The sequence below is a fragment of the Pedobacter steynii genome (assembly GCF_900103665.1).
GTDB classification, from domain to species: domain Bacteria; phylum Bacteroidota; class Bacteroidia; order Sphingobacteriales; family Sphingobacteriaceae; genus Pedobacter; species Pedobacter steynii.
Genome location: NZ_FNGY01000009.1, coordinates 158,174 through 183,460, shown reverse-complemented (window position 1 = coordinate 183,460; position 25,287 = coordinate 158,174). Strand labels below are relative to the sequence as shown.

Genomic DNA, 25,287 nt, shown 5'->3' with positions numbered 1-25,287 from the left:
ATAAAAATAGCAATTTTTGTACCGTATAATTTATTTTTAAGGATTGAACAAAAAGAAAATCATAAATGATCCGGTATATGGCTTCATTAATATCCCCTCTGAATTAGTATTTGACCTGATCTCACATCCTTATTTTCAGAGGCTAAGGTATATAAAGCAATTGGGGATGACTCATCTGGTATATCCAGGCGCGTTACACACCAGGTTTCATCATGCCCTGGGTGCAATGCATTTAATGAGTCTGGCCATTGAAGTCCTTAGAAGTAAAGGTCACCCGATTAGCAAAGAAGAAGAAGAGGCTGCCACTATTGCCATTCTTTTACATGACATCGGACATGGCCCTTTTTCACATGCATTGGAGCATACACTGGTTAACGGGATCAAGCATGAGGACATTTCTATGCTGATGATGCAGAAGCTAAATGTCGAGTTTGGCGGGCGTCTAACGGAAGCTATTAATATTTTTAAGGGCGATTATCCTAAAAAGTTCCTTCCGCAACTGGTTTCAGGACAACTTGACCTGGACCGGATGGATTACCTGAATCGCGATAGTTTCTTTACCGGTGTAAGCGAAGGAGTGATCAGTTTCGACAGAATCATTAAAATGTTTAATGTTCTGGATGATCAGCTGGTGATCGAAGAGAAGGGCATTTATTCCATTGAAAATTTTCTGATTGCCAGAAGGTTGATGTACTGGCAGGTTTACCTGCATAAAACGGTTGTTGCCGGAGAATACCTGCTGGTTAAAATTCTGGAGCGTGCGAAAGAGCTTTCCGGGCATGGAGAAATCCTTTTTGCGACTCCTGCCTTGCAGCATTTCCTGAGAAATGAAGTCAAAGAGGAGGAGTTCTTTAGTTCCGAAATTCATTTGGCACAGTTTTCCAAGCTGGATGACCAGGATATTTTTGCCTCGGTTAAAGTTTGGGCAGATCATTCTGACCGCATACTTGCGCAACTTTGTCAGATGTTTATCCGTAGAAACCTTTATAAAGTAGAGATCAGCTCAGAGGCACCTGATTTGGACAGGCTTCAAAGGATCAGGGAGAATACCGCTGATTTGATGAAACTTAATGAACATGAGGTCTCTTATTTTGTTTTTACCGACGTCATTGAAAATAGAGCATACAACGCTGGAAGTGGGAATATTAATATTTTACTAAAAAACAATACCACTATTGATATTGCAAAAGCATCAGATTTATCTAACTTAGAATCCTTAGATAAGACCGTAACCAAGCACATACTATGCTATCCCCGAATAATTTAGCATTTTTTAACAAAATAATTAACTTTTAATCCCGTTTTTAGATTCTACATAGATCTAATGATTGGATGATAACCTAAATAGGTTTATTTGTTCATATCAATTTAACACTTAACTTTGTACGATGCAATTTACTGCCAAGCAGATAAGCGAATTTATAGATGGCACCATTGAAGGCGATGAAAACGCTAAAGTAACAGAACTTTCTAAGATAGAAAACGGGACTGCCGGGTCTTTATGTTTTCTGTCTAATCGAAAATATGAAAGCTATTTATATTCAACAAAAGCTTCAATCGTTATTGTCGGGAACGACTTTTTCCCCGCGCAAGCCGTCGAAAGCACCTTAATTAAAGTTGCAGATCCGTACAGTGCATTTTCTGTTTTGTTGGAAAAGTACAATGAGGTAGTGAATCAAATGAACATTCAGTCCGGAATTGAGCAACCCAGTTTTATCCATCCTTCGGCAAAAATCGGCAAAAATGTATTTATAGGTGCCTTTAGCTATATTTGTGAAAATGTGGTAATTGGCGACGGAACTAAGATCCAGTCGCAGGTATTTATTGGCGCCGATAGTGAGATTGGAAACAATTGCCTTGTTTTTCCTGGTGTAAAAATTTACAACAGAACGGTGATGGGTGACAATGTAAACGTCCATTCCAATACGGTAATTGGCAGCGATGGCTTTGGTTTTGCGCCACAGCCAGATGGTACTTATTCGAAAATCGCACAAATTGGAAATGTAGTGATTGAGGATGATGTGGAAATTGGAGCGAATACGACAATAGACAGGGCTACAATGGGTTCTACCTTTATCAGAAAAGGCGTTAAGCTGGATAATCTGATTCAGATCGCCCATAATGTGGATGTTGGCGCACACACCGTTGTTGCTGCACAGACGGGAATTTCCGGAAGCACGAGGCTTGGGGAAAACTCTGTAGTGGGTGGACAGGTTGGTATTGCCGGTCACCTTAGCCTTGCAAAAGGTACGCAGATCGGTGCGCAGGCAGGAATAAACTTTAATACAACGATAGAAAATAAACAATGGCATGGCAGCCCTGCTCAACCTTTAAGAGACTGGATGCGTGCCTCAGTGATATTTAAACAATTACCAACTGTTGAGAAACGGATTGCAACATTAGAGCAGACGATCTCGGAACTAAAAGCAATAATTGAACAAAACAGCACAATAGCAAAATAATGAATGTTAAGCAAAAAACTATAAAAAGCGAAGTCTCAGTGCAGGGTGTAGGCCTTCATACCGGGGCGAATGTGACGCTTACTTTTTGTCCGGCACCAGAAAATCACGGATTTAAATTTCAAAGAACCGATTTGCCGGGAAGTCCGATTGTTGACGCTGATTGTGACAATGTTACAGATACTGCAAGAGGAACAACTATTTCTCAGAACGGAGCCAGCATCAGTACTGTGGAGCACGTAATGGCTTCATTGGTGGGCATGGATCTGGACAATGTATTAATGAAGCTTGATGGGCCTGAAACACCAATTATGGACGGTAGTGCCATGTTGTTTCTGGAAGCACTGGAAAGTGTGGGTGTACAGCCACAGGAGGTAGACAGGGAATATTTTCAGATCCCTCACAATATCACCTATACTGAGCCTGACCGAAAGGTGGAGATTGTGGCTATGCCTTTAGATGATTACAGGTTTACCTGTATGATCGATTATAATTCACCGGTATTGGGAAGCCAGCATGCAGGAATTTCAAGTATTGCAGAGTTTAAAAAGGAAATTGCTTCCTGCAGAACCTTCTGTTTCCTTCATGAACTGGAATATCAGCTTCAAAATAACCTGATTAAAGGTGGTGATTTGAATAATGCCATCGTAATCGTTGATAAAGAGGTAACTAAGGAAGAACTGGACCACCTGGCTAAGATCTTTAACCGGACGGCTATGGAGGTTGCTCCTCAGGGAATTTTAAATAATATGGAGCTGCGGTATCAGAATGAGCCTGCCAGACATAAATTATTAGATATGATCGGTGACCTTGCCTTGGTAGGGGTTCACTTAAAAGGACATATTATGGCTGCCCGCCCAGGGCATGCCGCAAACGTTGCTTTTGCTAAAAAGATTAAAGCGGCGATAAAAAAAGAAAAAAATAAAAAGGTGCAGCATGTTTATGACCCATCCGTAAAGCCACTTTATGATGTGGTACAGATTATGGATATCCTGCCACACCGACAACCATTCCTGTTCATTGATAAGATCTTAGAACTGTCTAAAACGCATGTTGTAGGAGTTAAAAATGTAACTATGAATGAGGAATTCTTCAAGGGTCATTTCCCTGGTGCCCCGGTTTTTCCTGGAGTGATTCAGATTGAAGCCATGGCCCAGACCGGCGGAATCTTAGTTTTAAGTACCGTTTCTGATCCAAGAAATTACCTGACCTTATTCTTAAAAATAGATAACGTACGCTTTAGAGCGCAGGTATTACCTGGTGACACCATCGTTTTCAGATGTGACTTGATGGAGCCAATCAGAAGAGGCATTGCACAAATGAAAGGTGTGGGAATGGTAGGAGGAAAAGTTGTTGTGGAAGCAGAGATGATGGCCCAAATTGTAAAAGTTAAAGAAAGCGAAACCGTATCATGATACAACCCTTAGCGTATATACATCCGCAGGCAAAAATTGCCGATAATGTAGTAATTGAGCCTTTTGCAGTGATACACAAGGATGTAGAAATTGGTGAAGGGACCTGGATCGGGTCAAATGTGGTCATCATGGATGGCGCCAGGATTGGTAAAAACTGCCGGGTTTTCCCTGGATCAGTGATCTCAGGCGTTCCCCAGGACTTGAAATTTGCAGGGGAAGTAACCACTGCAGAGATCGGCGATAACACGACGATCAGAGAGTGTGTAACGATCAACAGAGGAACTAAAGATAAATGGAAGACAGTGATTGGCAGTAACTGCCTGATCCAGGCTTATTCTCATATTGCACATGATTGTGAAGTAGGTGATTATTGCATTTTTTCCAATAGTACAACCCTTGCTGGACACATTACGATTGGAAATTATGTGGTTCTGGCGGGTTTAGTTGCCATTCATCAATTCGTAAAAGTTGGATCCCATGCCTTCGTAACCGGTGGTTCATTGGTAAGAAAAGATGTTCCTCCGTATGTAAAAGCGGCTCGTGAACCACTTTCCTATGCGGGAATCAATTCAGTTGGATTGAGAAGAAGAGGCTTCTCTTCTGAGAAGATTAATGAAATTCAGGAGATCTACAGAGTTTTGTTTGTGAAGCATAACAATGTAACCAAAGCACTGGATATGATTGAAGCAGAGTTTGCACCAACAGAAATCCGTGATGAAATTGTTGATTTCATTAGAAATTCTAACAGGGGTGTAATGAAAGGCTTCGGTTCAGGAAGTTAACCTGGAATTTCATGAAGATCAACTTAAATAAGGCCGGAAGAAGGTTTAATCAGGAGTGGATTTTTCGAAATTTTGATTACGAATTCCATACTCCTGGTAAATATGCGATCCTGGGCCCCAATGGCTCCGGAAAATCGACCTTATTGAGTTTAATCCTTGGTAGTTTATCCCCTTCGGAAGGAGAAATAAGCTACCAGGGTGAAAAAAACATCGCTGTGGATGATATCTACAAGCACCTGAGTTTTGCGGCTCCTTACCTGGATTTGATAGAAGAATTTACGCTGGAAGAGACAATAGATTTCCATTTCAAATTTAAGAACCTGTACAGGGACATGAGCAAAGCTGCGGTGTTGGAGTTGCTGGGACTGGAGAAATCGCAGGATAAGGCTTTAAAATACTTCTCTTCAGGAATGAAACAGCGTACCAAACTGGCACTGGCTTTCTGTGCAGACACCCCAATTCTATTATTAGACGAACCAACTTCTAATCTCGATCAACAGGGAGTACGCTGGTATTTGGACTTAATTGACAATTTTACGGATAAAAGATTAGTCATCGTAGGGTCAAATCAGGAAGTTGAGTATTCGTTTTGTCAACATTTGATCCAGATCACGGATTATAAATAACGATTTTTTATATTTGTCATCGGCCTTGAATGCCGTTTAAACGAAGAAATTCAAGGAATAAAATATTTTTTTAATTTACTATTGTGTAATCGAAAAATAGTCTTTACCTTTGCGGCACGAAAAAGGGTCAAAATGGTTAGACGCAATTTCAAATAAAATGGCAAAAGCATCGGACGTAAAAAGTGGGAATATCCTTCGGTTTAACGGAGAATTAATTCAAGTGGAAGAATTTCTACACCGGACTCCTGGAAACCTGAGAGCTTTTTACCAGGCAAAAATGCGAAACATTAAAACCGGGAAACTGGTAGAATATAGGTTTCGCACTGATGAGGAAGTAACAATTTGTCGTGTTGAGACCAATGATTACCAGTATTTATACGAAGATGGCGATTTTTTGGTAGTAATGGACATCAGTTCCTTCGAGCAGTTTAACATTCCAAGAACATTGTTCGGCGAAAGTGTTAAATTCTTAAAAGAAGGAATGAATGTAATCATCGCATTCGAAAGTGAAGAGCCGATTATGGCACAGATACCTTCACATGTAGAACTGGAGATTACTTATACAGAGCCCGCTGTAAAAGGCGATACCTCTACAAATGCATTAAAATACGCTACTGTGGAAACAGGAGTGGAAATAAAAGTCCCAATGTTTATCAACCAAGGCGACAAGGTTAAAGTTGATACCCGTACAGGTGACTATATAGAAAGAGTAAAATAAGAATTTTCATAGTTTAGTTTTAGGTTTAGGTTGATTGTGGCTTCGGAGTGGTTCCCGAAGCCATCTTTTTTTACCCGCTTTTTTTTACCTTGGCTCCTGATCATCAGGATCGCCGGATTGCCTACATTTATGCGCCATCAACCGCCCTTCCGCATTCCTCTTAGGATCATTTCTTCAGCCTGAACATAAAGTGTAAAGCAATGAACAAATCAGAAATCAGAAAATCAGCACAGCAGCAACGACAGTCATTGTCGCCCGAAAAAGTGCATACACTTAGTGTGAAACTCGTTGAACAGTTTGCCTTGCTGGACCTTTCCAGCGTGAAAATTGTCCATATATTTCTACCCATTAAACAGAAGAAAGAACCGGATACTTTTCTAATGATCGACTGGCTGAAAATACACCATCCAGAGGTTAAGATCATCGTTCCAAAAGCTGATTTTGATACTGCGTTAATGACCCACCATTACTATGACGGACTGGAAGATCTTGAAATGAGTGATTACCAGATTTTGGAGCCCCAAAAGGCTAAAATTCATACAGGGGAGGTGGATATGGTGATTGTGCCCTTATTGGCATTTGATAAGAATGGATACCGTATCGGTTATGGAAAGGGGTTTTATGACAGGTTTCTGCAGGGGATATCCACGCAGAAGATTGGCCTGTCTTTTTTTGATGAACTAAATGTGATTGATGATATAAATGAACATGACGTCAGGCTGGACAAATGCATTACACCAAATAGAACATATGTCTTTCCTGTAACATAAAGCAAATTTGCAGACCATAGGCTGGCAAGCCCTAGGGCATGGGTGATTTATCTTCAGACTTTAGTTGAAATTTAAATTAACGACTATGAAAAAGATCATCCTTACCCTCATCTCCGCACTTTTTACCAGCTTTTCTCTGGCACAGGTACCTACAGACCCTTCTCTCATTAATTCCACCGGACAATTACAATTTTCGCTCTTCGGCGGATTGAGCGCGCCGTTAAAAGACTACAGAAATGATGTCGGACGGGCCAAAAATGGCTATTTTTATGGGCTGGCAATTGATCAGCTCTTCAATGGAAATCAATGGGGAATTGGCCTGGATGTCCGTTCTCTGAAACACGAAAGCCGGAAATTTGAATCGATTTCTTTTGCAAACGGATATCTGGCCACGAATTACCTCAATGAACCTGTGTTTAAGCACTTTGGAATAAGCATAGGGCCAATTTATAAGGCGACTCTGGGGAAGAAAGTTGAGCTGGAAGCTTTTCTGAGAACCGGCCTGCTCTTCCAACAGTTTCCTGAATATGTGCAATCCATTTATGTCGATGCTCCCGGCGCTGCCCCGGTTAAAATGTTCGACGACTATTATACCAATAATGAAAAAAATAAGACCAAGGCCTGGATGGGGCTGGGTGGTTTCAGGGTTACTTATCAGCTCAGTGATCATATTGGACTGTTTTTACAGACAGATTATCTCAGTACTTTTGGAAAACGGTTTGGGGGAGATTCCAGCAAATTTCAGGTGATGAATTATAAGCCAACGAATCCTCTTGGCCCCAAAGACGTATTGATCGTTAGGAATGGAATCATTACCAATATCAATCAATTCTATGAGTCCAGGCCCTGTCCATGTGAGACCAATGTAAAAGCATTGAATGTTGCCGCAGGAATTAAAATAAAGCTCGGGGCGAAGCCCAAAAAACTTCCGTTAATGCCAGTCATAGTTGTGCCTGTGGCCATTTCAAAAGACATCCAAGTGGTGGTTAAAGATAAACAGACTGGTCTGGTATTAAGTGGCGTAAAGGTGAAAATTTCGGGAAATGGGAAAGCATATGTTTCCAATAGCAATGTGAACGGGGAGGCAGAACGGGTTAAATCAGCGATAAAATCGGGCTATTTGATTACCGCAGAGAAGAATGGAGTTGTTGCTGATCCTGTGGGGATAAAACGAACAGATTTTGAAACCGATGCGGCTGTGATCTACAAGGAAATTTTTCTTAATGACCTCCGGTTTACGCTTATTGGAGAGACAATCAGGTCAAATGACAATAGCAAGCTCCCAGGAATCAGCACGGTCCTCAGCAATACTTTTAGCAATGAAAGCCAGGGACAGGTCTCTGATGGGCAGGCTATGTTTACTTACCAGTTGGAGCAGGAATCTGAATATACGGTCGTGGCCACCGAAGCAGGAAAGTTCTCTCAGACGGAGCTGGTATCTACTAAAGGGTTGGATCGTAGTAAAACACTGTATGTGGTGCTGAAACTCGGATTAAGTGATATCAGTGTTGGAGCAACCTTTGTCCTTAAAAATATTCATTACGATTTCGATAAATCCAATATCCGGCCAGATGCCGCGCCTATTCTTGATCATCTGGTTAACATTATGGCTAAAAATCCAAGCCTGAGGATCGAGCTATCTTCTCATACAGACAGCAGGGGAAAGGACGACTACAATGAAAAGCTTTCTCAAAGAAGGGCGGCATCTGCTGTAAACTACCTTCTTGCCAAAGGAATCGATCGCAGTCGATTGGTGGCTAAAGGATATGGAGAAAAACAATTGCTGAACCGGTGTGCGAATGGCATTAAATGTAGCCCTGGAGAACATGAGGCCAACCGCAGAACAGAAATTAAAGTTTTAAAATATTAATATGGGGAGTTTTGCAATAGGGGGCCTGTCTGGGACAGCCCCCTTTTTACTTTTGTGCCTTGATGAAATCGGTAACGAGGTAGGCAATCGCCTTTGCAGTTCCTATACTCTGTCTTCCGTCATGAAGAAGGACTGCACCTTCACAAATGTGCATATAAGCGAGTTTCTTCTCCGTACCGAGGATTATCCTGCGGATGTCATTAATATTGAATCCTGAGGGCGTAAATGCGCTGGATAAGAGGTTTTCTATGCAGTCAAGATCAATTTCTAATCCAATTTCGTTTGCTAAGTTTTTCAACAGTGGCTGAAGCTGTTCTACAACCGGCTGATTATTTTTTAACAAGTCATCGAAAAAGAGGGCATCGATATTTGGATTTTCGCTGATTTGCTCAAGGATCCCAGTGTTGTTGTAATTTTGATGGAGTCCAAAAATGGCATATTTCTTAAGAAAGCCATTTTTAATTGCATAACTGAACCCATTTCCACTATGTCTGCCATTTGTAGGTCTCAAATCAGCATGTGCATCGATATTCAACACATCAATGGGCTTTTGAAGCGCAAGTGAAAGACCTTTGATGATGGGATAAGCATTGTTATGCCCTCCTCCAATGATAATGGGAACCTTACCCGCCTCAATGATCTCTCGTATGACCGGGTATACCTGCTCATCGATTTGAACAACTGCAGCCTCCAGGGCTTTAATGTCAGGTTCCAGAGGTTCCTGAAAATGGAAATGCCCGAGAATTAATAATTCCGGGCCGGCTAAAAAAGAGGTGCTCTGTGTATTTAGTAAAGCTCTAAGCGCTGGGATCCAGGCTGTGGCAGCTCCTCCAATCCCCTGATTTGCCCTAACGCCAATGTCTTCGGGAATTCCCAGTAATACAAAGCGGGCTGTGGAGGCCTTTAACTGGTCCAGTGAAGAAATGACCTGCACCCGCTCACCGAGCTTGGTTTCTCCCTCACGTGGGCCTGTCAGGGCCATGATGTCCTCTTTTCCGTATATTTTCAGTCCTTCCATTATTGAACTTTGCCGTTTAAGATAATGGTTTCAATTTGTGATTGACCGAAGCTGTAAGGCAGGTAGGCGAGAGAAGACATTGACCTGGTAATAAACAGGTTTGCCAGTTTCCCCTTTGCAATACTTCCGCTTTGTTCGCTTAACTGCATTGCTGCCGCTCCATTTAAGGTACAGGCATTGATCGCTTCTTCGGGTAACATTTTTAATTTGATACAGCCAAGGGAAACTACAAAATTCATATTTCCGGAAGGGGTGGAGCCCGGGTTGTAATCCGTGGCTAAGGCGACAGGAACGTCGGATTGGATCAGTGCCCTGGCATTTGCAAAAGGAATGCCCAGGTAGAAAGAACAGGATGGCAATAATGTTGCTATGGTTTGGCCGCCAGCTAGCGCTGCAATTGCAGCCTCATCTGTTGCTTCCAGGTGGTCTACAGAGACTGCCTGATGTTTTACACCAATCTGGACTCCACCAGACACTGAGAGCTGGTTTGCATGTATTTTAGGACGTAATCCGTATTTTGCTGCGGCGCTCAGCAATTGATCGGTCTCTTCTACAGAGAAAAAACCTTGTTCACAGAAGGCATCCATGTAATCTGCCAGCCCCTCTGCTGCGATCTGTGGCAGCATTTTGTCGATAATGAGGGAGATGTAACCAGCATGATCATTTTTATAGGCTAATGGAAAAGCATGTGCAGCTAAAAATGAAGCCTTAATAGGAATAGGGAAACTTTCTCTTAATCTTCGGATTACCCGCAACATTTTTAATTCGCTTTCCAGGGAAAGGCCATATCCACTTTTGATCTCCAGGGCACCTGTTCCCTGTTTGATCATATCGTTTAACCGCAGAGCAGCACTTTCAAACAATTCTTCTTCTGTGGCTTTTTGAAGTTTCCCTGCAGAATTTAGGATCCCACCACCGGCAGCAGCAATCTCCTCATAGCTTTTACCTGCAATTTTCATTACAAACTCTTCCTCCCGCGGAGCGGCAAAGACAATATGACTATGGGAATCACACCAGGAAGGGAATACAAAACCACCTTTGGCAGAAATACTTTCCAGTTCATTTGGGAGCTGTTCCGGCAATTGGTCCATCGTTCCAAAGTCTTCAATCAGGCCGTCTTTACACAAGATCCAGGCATTCTGAAGCTGAGGCAGGTTGGCCATCTCTTTTCCTTTAAGCAGGAGCGTTTCCTTTGGATGAAGCCCGGCAAGGGTTCCGATATGGGTGATTAAAAGTGAGGACATAACTTAGGGATTTAGCTCTAATAAAATAGGACAGTGATCGGAATGGACCGCATCAGCAAGAATGCTTACATTTTTTAGGCGTTCCAGCATCGGCTGACTTGCCAAATGATAATCAATGCGCCAGCCCAGGTTCTTTGCTCTTGAATTTGCCCTGAAACTCCACCAGGTATAATGATGAGGGTCTTTATTAAAGTGTCGGAAAGTGTCAATAAAACCGTTATTGAGGAACAATTCCATCCATTCTCTTTCTTCAGGAAGAAAGCCTGAAGAATTGGCATTTGATTTTGGATTGTGAATATCCATCGCCGTATGGCAAATGTTATAATCACCGGAAATGATCAGGTTGGGAATTTGTGTACGAAGATCAGCGATGTAGGTGTCAAAAAAACGCATACATTCATACTTTTTAACCTGTCTCTCGTCTCCACTCGATCCGGATGGCATGTATAAGCTCATTAAGGAGAAAGTGTCAAAATCAGCCCTTAAAACCCGGCCTTCCTTGTCGATCCATTCTTCGCCACAACCATATTCTACATGATTGGGTTTTATTTTGCTAAAAATAGCCACGCCACTATATCCCTTTTTCTCTGCAGGGAACCAGTAATGGTGATAACCAAGTTGTTCAATTAAGCCGATAATTTCTGGAATCTGTGAAGGCAGGGCTTTAACTTCCTGCAGGCAAACCAGGTCGGCATCGGTAGCTTGCAACCAACCGATAAAATTTTTTGTCGTCGCAGAGCGTATGCCATTGACGTTATAGGATATGATTTTCATTTGTGTTTATTTATTGGCTGATGGCGTTTTCCAAAAGATTCGTGTTTGCCGTGGCATTCCGGAGTTCTTTCTCCAATCTTTTTGCTTCGCGGCGTTTTAAGGTGGTAACGGTCATGCTGATGTCGTTAAGCGGACGGTCATTCGCATCTTTAGCCAGTTCTGCAATCTTGTCGATTAGCTCAATACCCTGAACAACTTCTCCGTAAACGGTATACGTTCTATCCAGGTGAGGAGTTCCGCCGAGGGTTTTGTAAACCTCCCGCTGATAGGCCGGAATTTTAGATTTTAACCGGTTGGTTTCTACGTTATCAAGTTGTTCGTCTGTGAATTTTTTCCCCTGAACAAGGTAGAACTGACTTCCACTGGATGCTTTTTCAGGATTATTATCTCTGGCTGCTGCGAGGACTCCCTTTTTATGAAAAAGACTGTCGCGAAACTCTGCCGGAACGGTATAACCTACAGTCCCGTTTCCCAACTCTGTACCAGGTTTTGCATTTTTGGAATCAGGATCGCCTCCCTGGATCATGAAGTCCTTGATCACCCGGTGAAACAGGGTCCCGTTGTAAATTCGTTCTTTTGTGAGTTTCAGGAAGTTGTCCCGATGCAATGGGGTCTCGTTATAGAGCATCACAATGCACTCTCCCAGGTCTGTTTTTATCCTTACATATTGATGTTTTGGCTTTGCTGCAAAGGTTACACTAAAGCATAAACAAAGGATCAGGGTATAAAATCTCTTCATTATTTAATGATATTTAGGGCTAAGTTAAGGTAAATCTGCTTTATTAAAAGGACGAGTCGTTTTATCATACAATTATGCTTATTTTTGTGAAAAGATGAAACTGCGACAAAAACTTACACTGGGCTTATGTGCATTTTACCTGATGAGTATCATCGGGATTGCACTGAATATGCACTTTTGTGGAGGGAAGCTTTCTTCTGTCCGTTTTACGGAAACCGCGAAATGTGGTGCTTGTAAGGGGGCCGAAAAAATGAAGAAAAGCAGCAGTTGCTGTAAAAATACCACTGTGGAGGCTAAAGTTAAAGATAGCCATGAAGCGGGATTTAAAGTTGCAGTACCTAAGGATTTTAGCCTGAAGCTATTTTTAGGACCGCTGATTTCAGAGGCACTTCACATCATCTTACCAAACCTGTTCAGTAAGGCCGAAAATAAGGCGCCGCCGCTTTCATCGGTGCTTTCCCTCCACGCTTTTAACTGCGTTTTCAGAAATTAAACCAGGAATAATTTATTTACCGTTGCAGGAATTTTCTGTGATGGTTTTGACGCATGCATTATTGCGTCGGATGTCTAACAAAAACATAAATTATATCCTCATGAATACGATCAAAAATTTAATCATCATATCCATTGTTTTATTTGCAGGCAAAGTCTCTGCACAACAAATATCTTCTGCAGAACTTCAGGTAACAGGTTTAACTTGTTCTATGTGCTCGCAGGCCACAGAAAAGTCTTTAAAAACCCTTGACTTTATTGGCGCAATAACACCAGATTTAAACAAAAACCTATTTGCAATCACGTTTAAGAAAGATAAAGCCGTAAATATCGACCAGATCAGGAAGAAAGTGGAAGATGCTGGATTTTCCATTGGGAATCTGACTGCAGTGTTCAATTTTAACAATACTAAAGTAGACGATCAGGGCCTTGCAGTAGCGGGAACTAATGTTTACCAGTTTTTAAACGCGAAAAATCAGACGTTAAACGGTGCCGTAAAAGCGAGTGTGGTAGACAAAAACTTTATCTCCGGGTCTTCCTTTAAGAAAAAGGCTGCACAGGTTAAATCTGCTTCTTATGCCGATGGTTCAGGACTGGTAAACGGTAAGAAAACCCGCATTTATCACCTGAGCATTTAAGGTTTTTATGAGGTTGCTTAAATTATTATTGATCCCCATAGCCATCGCTATGGGGACTACTGCGCAGTCGCAGGAGCTCTATGTGTTCTCAGAACCGGCCAGCAATATGCCCGCAAAATCGATTGGAATCAGGTTGACAAACGAAGGGGTATTTAACCCTAAATTTGCAACAAGAACTATCCCGGAGATGATGATCGGCTTCAATAAAAACCTGATGATCCACGTGCAGGGTTTTTTCTCAGATATGGATGGAAGCTATAAGGCCGAGGGTGCAAGTTTATATGGCAAATATCGTTTTTTGTCTGTTGATGATGTGAAAAGTCATTTCAGGGCAGCAGCATTTGCCCGGATCAGCAGTAGCAGCAGGCCAACCTATACCGAAGACATCAATCTTGAAGGGGATAACAGTGGTTTGCAGGGAGGTCTGATCTTTACTCAGTTATTGCATAAACTGGCTTTATCGGCAACATTGAGCTATTCAAAGGCCTTTGAGCGCGATAGCAAACAGCTGACAGGGATGCCGAAACCGGATCAGATGCTGGGTTACAGCCTGTCTTCGGGCTACCTGATGTTGCCTTTTGTTTACAAGAACTATAACCAGCCAAATCTGAATCTGTATTTCGAGGTGTTGGGTAAAACCAATCCTGAAAATGGACACTCGTACCTGGATCTTGCACCAGCAGTTCAGGTGGTGCTCAATAGCAGGACCCGAATTGACCTGGGGTATCGTTTTGAGGTGGCAGGGAACATGGCGAACAGGTATACGAAGAACATGTACCTGGCAAGAGTTGAGTTTAACTTCTTCAATGTATTGAAATAGGCGTTGGTGCATATTTCTTATCATACATCAACAATCGGCGGTCTTATTCGTTATAGATTTGTAAATCATTAACAAATAAAATTATGAAAAAGGTATTTTTATTCCTGGTTGCGATTTCAATCAGCGTTGCGTCTTTCGCACAAACCAAATGGACGGTTGATCCAATGCACTCTTTCGTGAATTTCTCCGTAAGACACATGGGAATCTCTTTTGTAGACGGTTCATTCAATAAATTTGATGGAGCTGTAGAAGCGGCCAAAGCAGACTTAACAGATGCTAAAATTAATTTTACAGTTGACGTAAACAGTGTCGATACTCGTGTAGAACCTCGTGATAACCATTTGAAAACAGACGATTTCTTCAATGCTGAAAAGTATCCAAAAATGACTTTTGAAAGCACTTCTTTCAAAAAAGGGAAAGGAAATAACTATGAGCTCAACGGAAAGCTGACCATTCGCGATGTAACTAAAGAGGTGAAATTTAATGTTGTTTTTGGTGGAACGACCAAAGATCAGCAGGGAAATACCAAAGCCGGATTTTCTGCAAATACAACGATTAACCGTTTGGACTATAACATCAAATTTGATCCAACAGGTATGGGTGTAGGAAAAGACATTAAAATTTCCTTGAATCTTGAATTTACCCAGGCAAAATAATCAATTCCCATCTTAAATAAGGTTTGGGCGGGGCTAAGCGGTCGCGTTTAGAAATACCCAAACCTTAACTTTAATGCAGCCAATTCTCATGTCAAACTTAACTCAATTCAGGACATTTAGCCGGAATTTGCCCTTTCAGGACCATTTGATGCCGGTTTTATTTATTGGTCATGGTTCACCTATGAATGGAATAGAAGACAATGAATTCAGTGCGCAATGGGCGGCAATGGCCAAAGATATTCCGGTTCCTACCGCAGTTATTGTGGTCTCTGCACACTGGTTTACCAGGGGCACACACATTACGGCAATGGATTTTCCGAAAACTATCCATGATTTCGGCGGTTTTCCAAAAGCTTTATTTGATGTGGAATACCCGGCGCCCGGAAATGTTGAATTGGCATTGGAAACGAAAAAACTAATCCATAGTGCTGATGTAGGTTTAGACCACGATTGGGGTCTGGATCATGGCGCATGGACGGTCGTAAGGCATATGTATCCTGAGGCCAATATTCCTGTACTTCAGCTGAGCATAGATTATACAAAAGATGCGAGGTATCACTATGACCTTGCAAAGGAGCTTTATGACCTGAGAAGAAAAGGAGTATTGATCCTTGGGAGTGGAAATATGGTCCATAATCTTAGGATGATGAGCTGGGAGATGATCAATGGGGGCGGTTATGACTGGGCATTGGAAATCAATGATAAATTTAAATCACTGATCTTAAATAACCTGCATCAGCCTTTAATGGCTTACGAGACTCTAGGAAAAGAAGCAATGCTGGCGATTCCAACGCCGGAACATTATCTGCCCCTGATGTATACATTGGGGCTAAAAAAGGAGCAGGAGGCCGTTTCTCTTTTTAACGATAAAGCGGTAGGAGGATCATTAACGATGACTTCGGTGAGAATTGGTTAAGAAGACCAATTGCTTACATCAATTTTCTCAGCCATTTTAATACCCAGCCTTTCTTCTCATAAGGGGGATAAATTAACTTGCTCATGTCCAGGCTGGATTGAAACACAACGGCTCTTTCGTGAGAAAAGGTTTTGAATCCAAATTGCCCGTGACAGCTTCCCATTCCACTTGCATTTACGCCACCAAAAGGTAATTTTGGATTGCTGATGTGGATGAGCACATCGTTTACGCAGGTTCCTCCGGCACTCGTGTTTTTTATGATCTGATGGATATTCTTTTTGTTCTTACTGAAGATGTAAAGTGCTAAAGGCTTGCTCATCCTGTTCACCAGTTCAATTGCTTCTTCTATTGTCTGGTAGGTGACGATGGGCAATACGGGACCGAAAATTTCTTCTTTCATGATCTCAGAATCGGCTGAAAGTCCGGTGAGTACTGCTGGGTATATGGTTTGAATGGAAGCTTTTTTCTTACCGCCAAAAGGAATAGAGGCTCCTTTGCTTAACGCATCCTGAATCAGGCCTTCAATCCTTTCAAAATGTTTTTTATTGATGATCTTTGCATAACTCGATAGATCAAGTTCCCCATCTGTGAGAAAAAACATCCGGGTAACGGCATTTTTATAGTGTTCAACGAAAGAATCCTGTCTGGCTGCTGGAATTAAGATATAATCGGGCGCAATACAGGTTTGACCTGCATTGGTCAGCTTCCCCCAGGCGATCTTCGCGGCAGCCTGTTCCAGATCAGCAGTATCATCAATGATGGTGGGCGACTTTCCGCCCAGTTCGAGGGTAACGGAGCTCAGATTTTTTGCTGCAGCTTCCATCACAACCTTGCCGATGGCGGTGCTGCCGGTAAAAAAGATATGGTCAAAGGGGAGGCTCAAAAGAATCGTAGAGAGTGATGCATCGCCCTCAAAACAACAAATCTCCTCCTCGCTGAAACAGTCGTCAATAATCCTGCAAATAATGGAACTGGTTTCTGAGCTTAATTCTGAAGGTTTAAGAATGGCACAGTTCCCGGCTGCAATAGCAGAGATCAAGGGGGCCATCATGAGCTGAAAGGGGTAATTCCATGGGGAAATAATCAGACAAAGCCCCTTTGGTTCGTAATAAATTCTGTTGGTTGCCATTAAGCCTGTAATGGTTTTCCCCACCTTCTGAGGCTTCATCCAGCTGCTTAGGTTTTTTATGGCGAAGTCAATCTCGCTATAGATAAAAATGACTTCCGTTACTGCAGATTCAAACTCACTTTTGCGCAAGTCGCTCTGTAAGGCCGTATAAATGTCCTTTTCATGCTTCTCTATGCTGCTTTTTAATGCACTTAATTTATTTATTCGTTGTGTGGCATTACTATTTCTAAGTGTATATTTATGCGCTTGCTGAGCTTTAAAAACGGAATGGATCGTTTGTATCATAGAAAGGCTTTAGGTTTATTTAAAGATACAAAATGAAACGATCTAATGCTATAAGAAAGCTTTCCCGGCATCTAAAAAATTATAGATTAATGAAAGCCTCAGAAACTTCTGCTGTTTTTGGGATTGAAAAATAGAAATAGACGGATGAAAAAAGAATGGTTTGTTGTTTTTATACTTGTTTTAACGGTGCAGTTCGGATATGGACAGAAGGTTAAAACGGGCGTTTTGGTGATTGGAAATGGGAATAATGCCTTAGGTGCGGGTTTTCAGTCTGCGGTATCAGGAGTGAAGACCATTTTGTTGATGGAAAATCAAAACTTTGAAATGAGTGAAGTTCATCCCCTGGATAAAAACCTCTCCTCCGGCCTGGAAGCTGAATTTCTGAAAAGAATGAGAAAAGCGAAGGGAATCAAGGATACGAGTAAGGTCTACATTGACCAGACCAGTGCCAATGCGGTCATTAAAACCTGGGCCGACAGCACCAAAAACCTGACGATTATCAGGGCCAGGGAGTGGTCAAAACTGAAAAGAGCAGGAGGTGGCTGGAGCATCCAGTTGAGTGACGGACGGACGATCAGGGCAGCGGTACTGGTTCATGCCGATGCTTCCGGGAAAGTTAACGAAGCGCTCTTGTTGCCTAAAATGAAGGAAAAACAATGGAAAGCGCTGGACTATAAGGATAATTTGTACAGAACAAGCATTTCTTCTGGATTTTCCGTTGACAATTCCAGCTCAAATGTCCTTCCATTATATAATTTACTGATTCCTGGGCAGGAAAACCTGGTCGTGTTAAACCCTGATCAGCAAAGTATTGCTGCGGGACAATCGGCGGGCGCTACGGCCGCGTATGCGGCTTTTTTTGACTTGAAGACTTCGCAGTCTAACCTGAAAAAGATTCAGGGGGAATTGATCAGTTATCGGCTTTCTATCCTGCCATTCGAAGATGTGGTGGCTGCAGACAGTAACTGGAAGGCTGTTCAGTTTATTGGCTTATCAGGCTTTTTAAAAGGAGCCATTTCTTCAGGGCTGCTGACATTTGTGCCAAACAGGGAGGTGAGTACTGAGGAGATCAAAGAACCAATAAAAGAATACTTCTATAAAGCCCAGATCTGGTTTGAAGATTATAAAGGATCACAAATGACGATCTCTTCCACCTTGGATCTCGTTAGTAAAATCGGGAATAAGTCCCCGGAAAATACACTGACTGAGGTGAAAAAGAAATGGAAGACCACGTATGGATTTAAGACAGAATTTGAGCCATCACGTAACATTACCCGAAGAGAATTTGCGGTATTGGTCTATGAATATCTGAATCCTTTTAATGTAAACGTCGATTCAAAAGGGAGAGTGGTCAGGTAAATGCGCTATGGGCATCAGGGAAGCCTTGTAACATTTATAAAACCTTATTGTGCTTTGGTTTATGTGATTTCTTTTTTCTATAAATTGCAGGGGATAACCTAAACCTCAGCATGAAGAAACTTTACCTTTTAAATGGGTTTCTGCTCTTGTTTGCCGGCCAGCAGATGGCTTTTGCGCAGGCAGATTACAGCAGTAACGACCGCCTGGCGCAAAGAATTACAGCGCTTTCTAAAACATATCCTGCGCTGGTTAAATCCAGATCTCTAACGAAGACCATTTCGGGAAAAGAGGTATGGATGATGACCATTGGAACCGGAAAAGTAGAACAGAAGCCCGCTATTGCGGTGGTTGGAGGTGTTGAGGGAACTCATTTGCTGGGCGTAGAGCTGGCAATAGGCTTTGCAGAACAGTTGTTGGCTGCTTCGGGCACAGATAGCGTTAAAAATCTTTTGAATAAACAGACGTTTTATGTCTTCCCAAATATGAGCCCCGACGCAACGGAACAATATTTTGCGAAAGTAAAGTACGGACGAAGTGGAAATGCCAGGGTGATAGACAGAGACCGGGATGGTAAAAGCGGAGAAGATGGATTTGATGACCTTAATGGTGACGGAAAGATCAGCTGGATGCGAATCGCAGATCCTACAGGCACTTTTCGGCTCAATCCTGAAGATCCACGTGCGCTGATTCCTGCGGATGCCGCAAAGGGGGAGACCGGACAATACCTTTTAATGCAGGAAGGACTGGATAATGATAAAGATGGGGCTTTTAATGAAGATGGAGGCGAGGGTGTACATTTTAATAGAAATTCCAGTTATAATTATAAGAATTTTATTCCGGGAGCAGGCGAATTTGCGGTCTCCGAATTGGAAAACCGTGCTTTGTTTGATTTCCTCTATGATGCCTTTAATGTATATGCTGTGGTTACTTTTGGTCCTCAAAATAACCTTTCATGGCCGGTACAGGTTAATCCGGCAGGATTGTCAAAAAGGATCATTAGCAGTTGGTCTGAATCTGATGCGAAAGTAAATACATTGGTTTCTGAAAAATACAATAAAATTATTGGGGTTAAAGATGCGCCTAAAACTGCTGCGGAAAGTGGTGATTTTTCCCAATGGGCTTACTTTCATTATGGCAGGTTGAGTTTTAGTACTCCGGGATGGTGGTTGCCTAAAGCAAAACCAGATAGCGCAGCGAAACAAAAAGCATTTACGATTGACGATCCTACGGCAGAATACCTGCGCTGGGCAAAGAGTAAGGGCATTACCAACACGTTTACAGAATGGAAAGTGCTAAACCATCCTGATTTCCCCGGACAAACGGTAGAAGTAGGAGGGCTTGATCCTTTTGTCTTGACAAATCCTCCCTATCAGCTGGTAGAAGGGATAGTAAAGAAACATACAGACTTTTTGCTGTCTCTTGCGGCGATGGCACCTCAGGTTGATCTGATTGGCCTTAAAACCGAGAAGATGGAGGGGGGATTAAGCCGCGTTTCTGTAAAAGTGGTCAATACGGGCATTTTACCTACGTTAACCAAAATTGGGGAAAAGAGCTATTTCCTTAAAAAAATTGCACTAAAAATAAATACGGGTACCGGTCAGGTTGTTCTGTCTGGCAGGAAGAGCCAATTACTGGAGGCTATTCCGGGCAAGGGGTTTACAGAACTGAGCTGGCTCATTAAAGGTTCCGGTAAAATAAGTATCGAAGCAGGAAGCCCTTCTTCGGGAAGTAAGATGATTGACGTATCCCTCTAATTTGCAGGTCATGAAGATGAAATATATAATGCTGATGGCTGCAGGAATGATTTGCAGCACTTTGGTAAAAGCTCAAAAACCAGAAAATATTATTGCTGCGGTAGGTAGCCCGTCGAACCCTAAAGTTCCGATTAGCTGGAACAGATATTACGATTATACCGCTTTAACAGACCTCTGCAAAAAATTGGCGCAAGCGCATCCCGATCTGGTAAAGCTGGGCTCAATGGGGAAGTCCTTTGAAGGAAAAGACCTATGGGTGATGACAATTACAGACCATAAATCCGGAAACCCGGATCAAAAACCGGCGATGTATATTGATGGGAACATTCATTCCAATGAGATTCAGGGGGCAGAATTTGCCCTTTATACGGCCTGGTATCTGGCGGAAATGTTCCAGCAGGGAAACCCCGCGGTGAAGGCTTTGCTGACAGAAAAGACCTTTTATATTGCACCAACCATCAATCCGGATGCAAGGGATAGCTTTATTCATAAAGCAAATACAGCCCATTCTCCAAGGTCAGGATTGTTGCCGATCGATAATGATCGTGATGGTTCGGTAAATGAGGATGGATTTGATGACCTCGACGGCGATGGCCACATTGTGATGATGCGCAGAAAAAATGTAAACGGACGGTTTAGAGCTGATGTTGCAGATCCCCGCAGGATGATCCTGGTTGGGGCAGATGAACAGGGTGAATACGAATTGCTGGGGCAGGAAGGAACTGATAACGACGGCGACGGACTGGTGAATGAGGACGGAGAGGGGTTTTATGACCCAAATCGCGACTGGGGTTGGAACTGGCAGTCAAATTATGTGCAGTCGGGTGCTTATAAATACCCTTTTTCTATCCCTGAAAACCGTGCCGTAGCAGAATTTGCCATGAAACATCCTAATATAGCGGCCGCACAATCCTATCACAATAACGGAGGAATGATCCTGAGAGGACCAGGGGCAATAGAGGATGCAGATACCTATAATGCGCTTGATGCCAGGGTGTATGATGCACTCGGAAAGAAAGGAGAGGAATTGCTTCCGGGATATCGCTATCTGGTTGTGTATAAGGACATGTATTCTGTATTTGGAGGAGAGCTGGATTGGTTTTATGGCGGTCGTGGGATTTATACTTTCTCCAATGAACTCTGGACAAATTATTCGCTTTACAACAAAACAGAAGGGGATTATGACAAAGCTCAGGCACAGCAATATACCTTTGATAAAGACCTGCTGATGAAGGATGCTTTTGTAGACTGGCATCCTTTCAAACACCCTCAATATGGAGATATCGAAATTGGTGGTTTCAAAAAGACCTACACACGGTTACATCCGGGCTTTTTACTGGAAAGTGATGCCCACAGGAATATGGCATTCAGCGTGTATCATGCTTACCATACGCCAAAATTAAAGGTCACAGAGTTGGAAGTGAAGGAGCTTGGCGGAGGTCTTTCGCAGGTCACTGCGGTGGTCGCCAATGAGCGGATGATTCCTACCCATTCCAGTCAGGATATCAAAAATAATATTGAAGTCCCGGATGTCGTATCTTTAACCGGAGGAAATGTGGTTGCAGGTATGATCGTAGAGAACAGAGATTTGAATATCAGCACAGAGCAAAAAAGAGATGTCGCAAATGTGAAAGTCGATAACATTCCCGGAAATGGCTATGTCACAGTCCGCTGGATTGTAAAAGGAGGAACAAAATTTACGGTAAACGTGTCCAGTAAAAAAGGAGGCCTGGCCTCAAAAACAAACTAAATGAAAAAATCAATTGCATTATTTCTGCTTTTAGGCACTGCTGCACAGGCACAGCAAGTTGCCCCTCTTACCGTTGAAAAGATCATGCGGGATCAGAAGTGGCTTGGGGTAGCTCCTTCCAATTTTCGTTGGGCTGCCGATAGCAAAACAGTATTCTTTGACTGGAATCCTGAAAATAAAGAGAAAAATGAAGGATATCAGGTAAATGTCTCTTCAGGAAAAATAGAGAAGGCCAGCGAAAAACTTAAAGAGTCCTCAATTGGGATGAGTTATATGTATGCCGACAATGGCAGCAGGGGAATTGCCGAAAAAGAAGGAGACATCTACCTCTACAACTTAAAAACAAAGAAAGAGCAGCGTCTAACCCGTACGATGGAAAGAGAAAGCAACGCCGGTTTTCTTAAAAATGGGAATGTGGTTTTTCAACGTGGCGAAAACCTCTTTCTACTGGACCTGAACAGCAGTGAAATTCGTCAGGTGACGAATTTTGTGAAAGGAAAACCAGGCGCAGCTGCGGATAAAAAGAAACTTTTGGTACAGGGTAACTGGTTAAAAGAAGATCAGACAAATCTGTTTGACATTATAAAAAAGAAAAATAAAGAAAATAACCCAGCCAAAGGAATCTTTGATAAGGTTAACGATTCTCCAAAAGAGAAACCTTTAAGGGCACTATATCTTGGAGAAAAGTTTTTGACGGGACTGGTAATCAGTCCGGATGCGAGGTATGTAAGTTATAAATTGATCACTCCCCCTTCAGGTGGAACAAATACCATCGTTCCCAATTATGTAACTTCCTCCGGATATACGGAAGATATTGCCGGACGGACTAAAGTCGGGGAACCCATACCGACTTATGAAAGCTTTATTTACGATCAGCAACGGGATACGGTATATAGCGTGCATACGGAGCAAATTCCTGGAATAAAAGACCTTCCGGACTACGTAAAGGACTATCCTAAACAACTGGAAGAACGTAAGAAAAAGAATGAAGACCGACAGGTAAACCTAAGTGGTCCTTTCTGGAATGAATCAGGAAGTGCGGCAATCCTGGTTGCCGATGCGCTGGACAATAAGGACCTTTGGATTCTTAAACTGGATGCGGCAACAGGTAACCTCAGCATCATAGACCGCCAAAGAGATGAAGCCTGGATTGGCGGGCCTGGCATCGGACCAAGAAATATCGGATGGGTAGATCAAAACCGCTTTTATTTTCAAAGTGAAGCCAGCGGATATAGCCACGTTTACCTGGCCAATATCACAACAGGAGAAAAGAAACAGCTGACTTCCGGTAAATGGGAGGTGCAAAAACTACAACTTTCCAAAGACAAAAAGACATTTTATATCAGTGGCAATAAAACGCATCCTGGAATTACCCATTTTTACAAACTTGACGTAAACGGAGGGAATCTGATACAGCTCACGAGTTTGAAAGGTGGAAACGAAGTGACGCTTTCACCCGATGAAAAATGGCTGGCCATTAACTATTCGTATATGAACAAGCCCTGGGAGTTGTACCTGCAAGCCAATAAACCAGGAGCAAAGGCTGTGCAGGTGACAAATTCTTCTTCTAAGGAGTTCAATTCTTATCAGTGGAGGGAGCCAGATCTGGTTTCTTTCAAGAACCGGTATGGCGCGGATGTCTATGCCAGAGTCTACCCTACATCAAAGCCGCATCCAAATCGCCCTGCAGTTGTATTTGTACATGGGGCCGGATATTTACAAAATGTGCACTATTGGTGGAGTCAGTATTCCAGGGAATACATGTTTAATAACTTGCTGGCAGATAATGGATACACGGTGATTGACATCGATTATACGGCAAGTTCCGGATATGGAAGAGATCACCGCACAGGGATTTACAGACATATGGGAGGAAAAGACCTGACAGATCAGGTCGATGGGGTGAAAATGTTGATAGAGAAGTACAATGTAGATCCTAAGCATGTGGGCTTATATGGCGGCTCCTACGGCGGTTTCATTACCTTGATGGCCTTATTCAACGAACCGGAGGTTTTTGCGAGTGGAGGGGCGCTGAGGTCGGTTACGGACTGGGCACATTACAACCACGGCTATACTTCAAATATTTTAAATGAACCTTATAATGATGAGCTGGCTTATAAACGCAGTTCGCCGATCTATTTTGCTAATGGTTTAAAGGGGGATTTACTGATGTGCCATGGCATGGTAGACGTAAATGTGCACTTCCAGGATATCGTAAGACTTTCCCAAAGACTGATAGAATTGGGGAAAAATAACTGGGAGCTGGCCGTTTACCCAGTTGAAGACCACGGTTTTGTTGAGCCATCGAGCTGGACAGATGAGTATAAAAGGATCTTTAAACTGTTTGAAACGACATTGAAAAAGTAAATAGAGGGAAACTAAATGTCAAAGATATAACTATAGTTTTTATCTATATGTCTATCAGTATTAAGTATCTGTTATCTCTTAAATTTGGTTGCATTTGAGGGGATATAGCCTTACCTTTGTGCAACGAAAAAAAAATATTATGATAAATATAGGTCAACAATTTCCATCATTCTCGAAAACAGCTGTAGTAAGCATAGAAAAAGGTAAAGAATTCGAAACTTTAACTTCAGATTCTTTAATCAACGATAACAACCAATGGACTTGTATGTTCTGGTGGCCAAAAGATTTTACTTTCGTTTGCCCTACAGAAATTGCTGAATTTAACAACAACTATGGCGAATTCCGTGACCGTGATACTACCTTAATCGGTGCATCTACGGATTCTGAGTTTGTTCACGCTGCCTGGAGAAACAATCATGATGATTTACGTGGTTTGAAATTCCCAATGTTAGCAGATACTTCTAAATCTTTAGCTGAAGCTTTAGATATTTTAGAGCCAAATGAAAAAATCGCTTACCGTGCTACTTTCATCATCGATCCTCAAGGTATCGTTCGTTGGGCTAGTGTAAATGATTTAAGCGTTGGCCGTAACGTTAAAGAAGTAATCAGAGTACTTGATGCTTTGCAAACTGACGAACTTTGTCCTTGTAACTGGGAAAAAGGTCAGGAGACTTTAACTGTATAATTTACTGTTCCAAATAATGAG

General features: G+C 42.3%; 23 protein-coding genes. 18 read left to right on the top strand and 5 right to left on the bottom strand.

The annotated features are described in order from the left end of the window. The first annotated feature begins 43 nt into the window (after positions 1–43). The 8 genes from BLQ87_RS23680 to BLQ87_RS23645 all read left to right on the top strand — a co-directional run bounded on the left by BLQ87_RS23680 (position 44) and on the right by BLQ87_RS23645 (position 8,640). The gene (locus BLQ87_RS23680) at positions 44–1,267 is read left to right on the top strand and encodes an HD domain-containing protein (RefSeq protein ID WP_074611407.1); all 1,224 of its coding nucleotides are present in this window, start codon (positions 44–46) and stop codon (positions 1,265–1,267) included. Between the two features lie 121 nt (positions 1,268–1,388). Continuing rightward, on the top strand, positions 1,389–2,462 hold the full coding sequence (lpxD, locus tag BLQ87_RS23675; protein ID WP_074611406.1) for a UDP-3-O-(3-hydroxymyristoyl)glucosamine N-acyltransferase: 1,074 nt from the start codon (positions 1,389–1,391) through the stop codon (positions 2,460–2,462). After that, entirely contained in the window at positions 2,462–3,874 is a 1,413-nt protein-coding gene (locus BLQ87_RS23670; RefSeq protein ID WP_074611405.1) for a bifunctional UDP-3-O-[3-hydroxymyristoyl] N-acetylglucosamine deacetylase/3-hydroxyacyl-ACP dehydratase, read from the top strand. Before lpxD ends, BLQ87_RS23670 begins: the two co-directional genes overlap by 1 nt. Further along, complete coding sequence (gene lpxA / locus BLQ87_RS23665) at positions 3,871–4,656, top strand: acyl-ACP--UDP-N-acetylglucosamine O-acyltransferase (protein WP_074611404.1); 786 nt, start codon at positions 3,871–3,873, stop codon at positions 4,654–4,656. Before BLQ87_RS23670 ends, lpxA begins: the two co-directional genes overlap by 4 nt. 11 nt (positions 4,657–4,667) lie before the next feature. Next, positions 4,668–5,282, top strand: coding sequence for an ABC transporter ATP-binding protein (locus BLQ87_RS23660; RefSeq protein WP_074611403.1), 615 nt, complete (start codon positions 4,668–4,670; stop codon positions 5,280–5,282). Between the two features lie 157 nt (positions 5,283–5,439). After that, positions 5,440–6,000, top strand: a complete 561-nt coding sequence (gene efp, locus BLQ87_RS23655) for an elongation factor P (protein WP_074611402.1) — start codon at positions 5,440–5,442, stop codon at positions 5,998–6,000. Between the two features lie 200 nt (positions 6,001–6,200). Beyond that, a complete protein-coding gene (locus BLQ87_RS23650; protein ID WP_074611401.1) occupies positions 6,201–6,770 on the top strand; it encodes a 5-formyltetrahydrofolate cyclo-ligase in 570 nt (189 codons plus the stop codon). Positions 6,771–6,855: 85 nt separating this feature from the next. Then, positions 6,856–8,640 carry an OmpA family protein gene (locus BLQ87_RS23645; protein ID WP_074611400.1) on the top strand — a complete coding sequence of 595 codons (1,785 nt, stop codon included), beginning with the start codon at positions 6,856–6,858 and terminating at the stop codon, positions 8,638–8,640. A 46-nt stretch (positions 8,641–8,686) separates the two neighbouring features. Here the strand turns inward: BLQ87_RS23645 and BLQ87_RS23640 are convergent, their stop codons facing one another. Genes BLQ87_RS23640 through BLQ87_RS23625 form a run of 4 tightly spaced genes read right to left on the bottom strand, consistent with a single transcriptional unit; the run spans position 8,687 to position 12,415 of the window. Further along, complete coding sequence (locus tag BLQ87_RS23640; RefSeq protein ID WP_074611399.1) at positions 8,687–9,658, bottom strand: formimidoylglutamase; 972 nt, start codon at positions 9,656–9,658, stop codon at positions 8,687–8,689. Beyond that, positions 9,658–10,902 (bottom strand): imidazolonepropionase, encoded by a 1,245-nt coding sequence (gene hutI / locus BLQ87_RS23635; RefSeq protein ID WP_074611398.1) that lies wholly within the window; start codon positions 10,900–10,902, stop codon positions 9,658–9,660. Before hutI ends, BLQ87_RS23640 begins: the two co-directional genes overlap by 1 nt. 3 nt (positions 10,903–10,905) lie before the next feature. Further along, entirely contained in the window at positions 10,906–11,676 is a 771-nt protein-coding gene (locus BLQ87_RS23630; RefSeq protein WP_074611397.1) for an exodeoxyribonuclease III, read from the bottom strand. 10 nt (positions 11,677–11,686) lie between these two features. Beyond that, positions 11,687–12,415 carry a peptidylprolyl isomerase gene (locus BLQ87_RS23625; RefSeq protein ID WP_074611396.1) on the bottom strand — a complete coding sequence of 243 codons (729 nt, stop codon included), beginning with the start codon at positions 12,413–12,415 and terminating at the stop codon, positions 11,687–11,689. Between the two features lie 94 nt (positions 12,416–12,509). On the opposite strand from BLQ87_RS23625, the gene BLQ87_RS23620 reads away from it, so the two are divergent. The 5 genes from BLQ87_RS23620 to ygiD all read left to right on the top strand — a co-directional run bounded on the left by BLQ87_RS23620 (position 12,510) and on the right by ygiD (position 15,937). Next, entirely contained in the window at positions 12,510–12,908 is a 399-nt protein-coding gene (locus BLQ87_RS23620) for an HYC_CC_PP family protein (RefSeq protein ID WP_074611395.1), read from the top strand. 100 nt (positions 12,909–13,008) lie between these two features. Then, positions 13,009–13,545: a heavy-metal-associated domain-containing protein gene (locus BLQ87_RS23615; RefSeq protein ID WP_172664950.1), complete on the top strand. Its 537-nt coding sequence runs from the start codon at positions 13,009–13,011 to the stop codon at positions 13,543–13,545. A 7-nt stretch (positions 13,546–13,552) separates the two neighbouring features. Continuing rightward, a complete protein-coding gene (locus BLQ87_RS23610) occupies positions 13,553–14,365 on the top strand; it encodes a hypothetical protein (RefSeq protein ID WP_074611393.1) in 813 nt (270 codons plus the stop codon). An 83-nt stretch (positions 14,366–14,448) separates the two neighbouring features. After that, positions 14,449–15,021, top strand: coding sequence for a YceI family protein (locus tag BLQ87_RS23605; protein ID WP_074611392.1), 573 nt, complete (start codon positions 14,449–14,451; stop codon positions 15,019–15,021). 88 nt (positions 15,022–15,109) lie between these two features. After that, a complete protein-coding gene (ygiD, locus tag BLQ87_RS23600) occupies positions 15,110–15,937 on the top strand; it encodes a 4,5-DOPA-extradiol-dioxygenase (protein ID WP_074611391.1) in 828 nt (275 codons plus the stop codon). Positions 15,938–15,950: 13 nt separating this feature from the next. Here ygiD and BLQ87_RS23595 read toward each other — a convergent pair whose 3' ends face one another. After that, on the bottom strand, positions 15,951–17,351 hold the full coding sequence (locus tag BLQ87_RS23595) for an aldehyde dehydrogenase family protein (protein WP_074611390.1): 1,401 nt from the start codon (positions 17,349–17,351) through the stop codon (positions 15,951–15,953). Positions 17,352–17,495: 144 nt separating this feature from the next. Between BLQ87_RS23595 and BLQ87_RS23590 the strand changes: the two genes are divergently transcribed. The 5 genes from BLQ87_RS23590 (at position 17,496) to BLQ87_RS23570 (ending at position 25,266) form a co-directional block, all read left to right on the top strand. Beyond that, positions 17,496–18,710, top strand: a complete 1,215-nt coding sequence (locus BLQ87_RS23590; RefSeq protein ID WP_074611389.1) for an FAD-dependent oxidoreductase — start codon at positions 17,496–17,498, stop codon at positions 18,708–18,710. 110 nt (positions 18,711–18,820) lie between these two features. Beyond that, positions 18,821–20,464: a M14 family metallopeptidase gene (locus BLQ87_RS23585; protein WP_074611388.1), complete on the top strand. Its 1,644-nt coding sequence runs from the start codon at positions 18,821–18,823 to the stop codon at positions 20,462–20,464. 16 nt (positions 20,465–20,480) lie between these two features. After that, positions 20,481–22,214: a M14 family metallopeptidase gene (locus BLQ87_RS23580; protein ID WP_216857852.1), complete on the top strand. Its 1,734-nt coding sequence runs from the start codon at positions 20,481–20,483 to the stop codon at positions 22,212–22,214. Then, positions 22,215–24,581: a S9 family peptidase gene (locus tag BLQ87_RS23575; RefSeq protein ID WP_074611386.1), complete on the top strand. Its 2,367-nt coding sequence runs from the start codon at positions 22,215–22,217 to the stop codon at positions 24,579–24,581. Between the two features lie 139 nt (positions 24,582–24,720). Then, positions 24,721–25,266, top strand: a complete 546-nt coding sequence (locus BLQ87_RS23570; protein ID WP_069378343.1) for a peroxiredoxin — start codon at positions 24,721–24,723, stop codon at positions 25,264–25,266. The last annotated feature ends 21 nt before the right edge of the window (positions 25,267–25,287 follow it).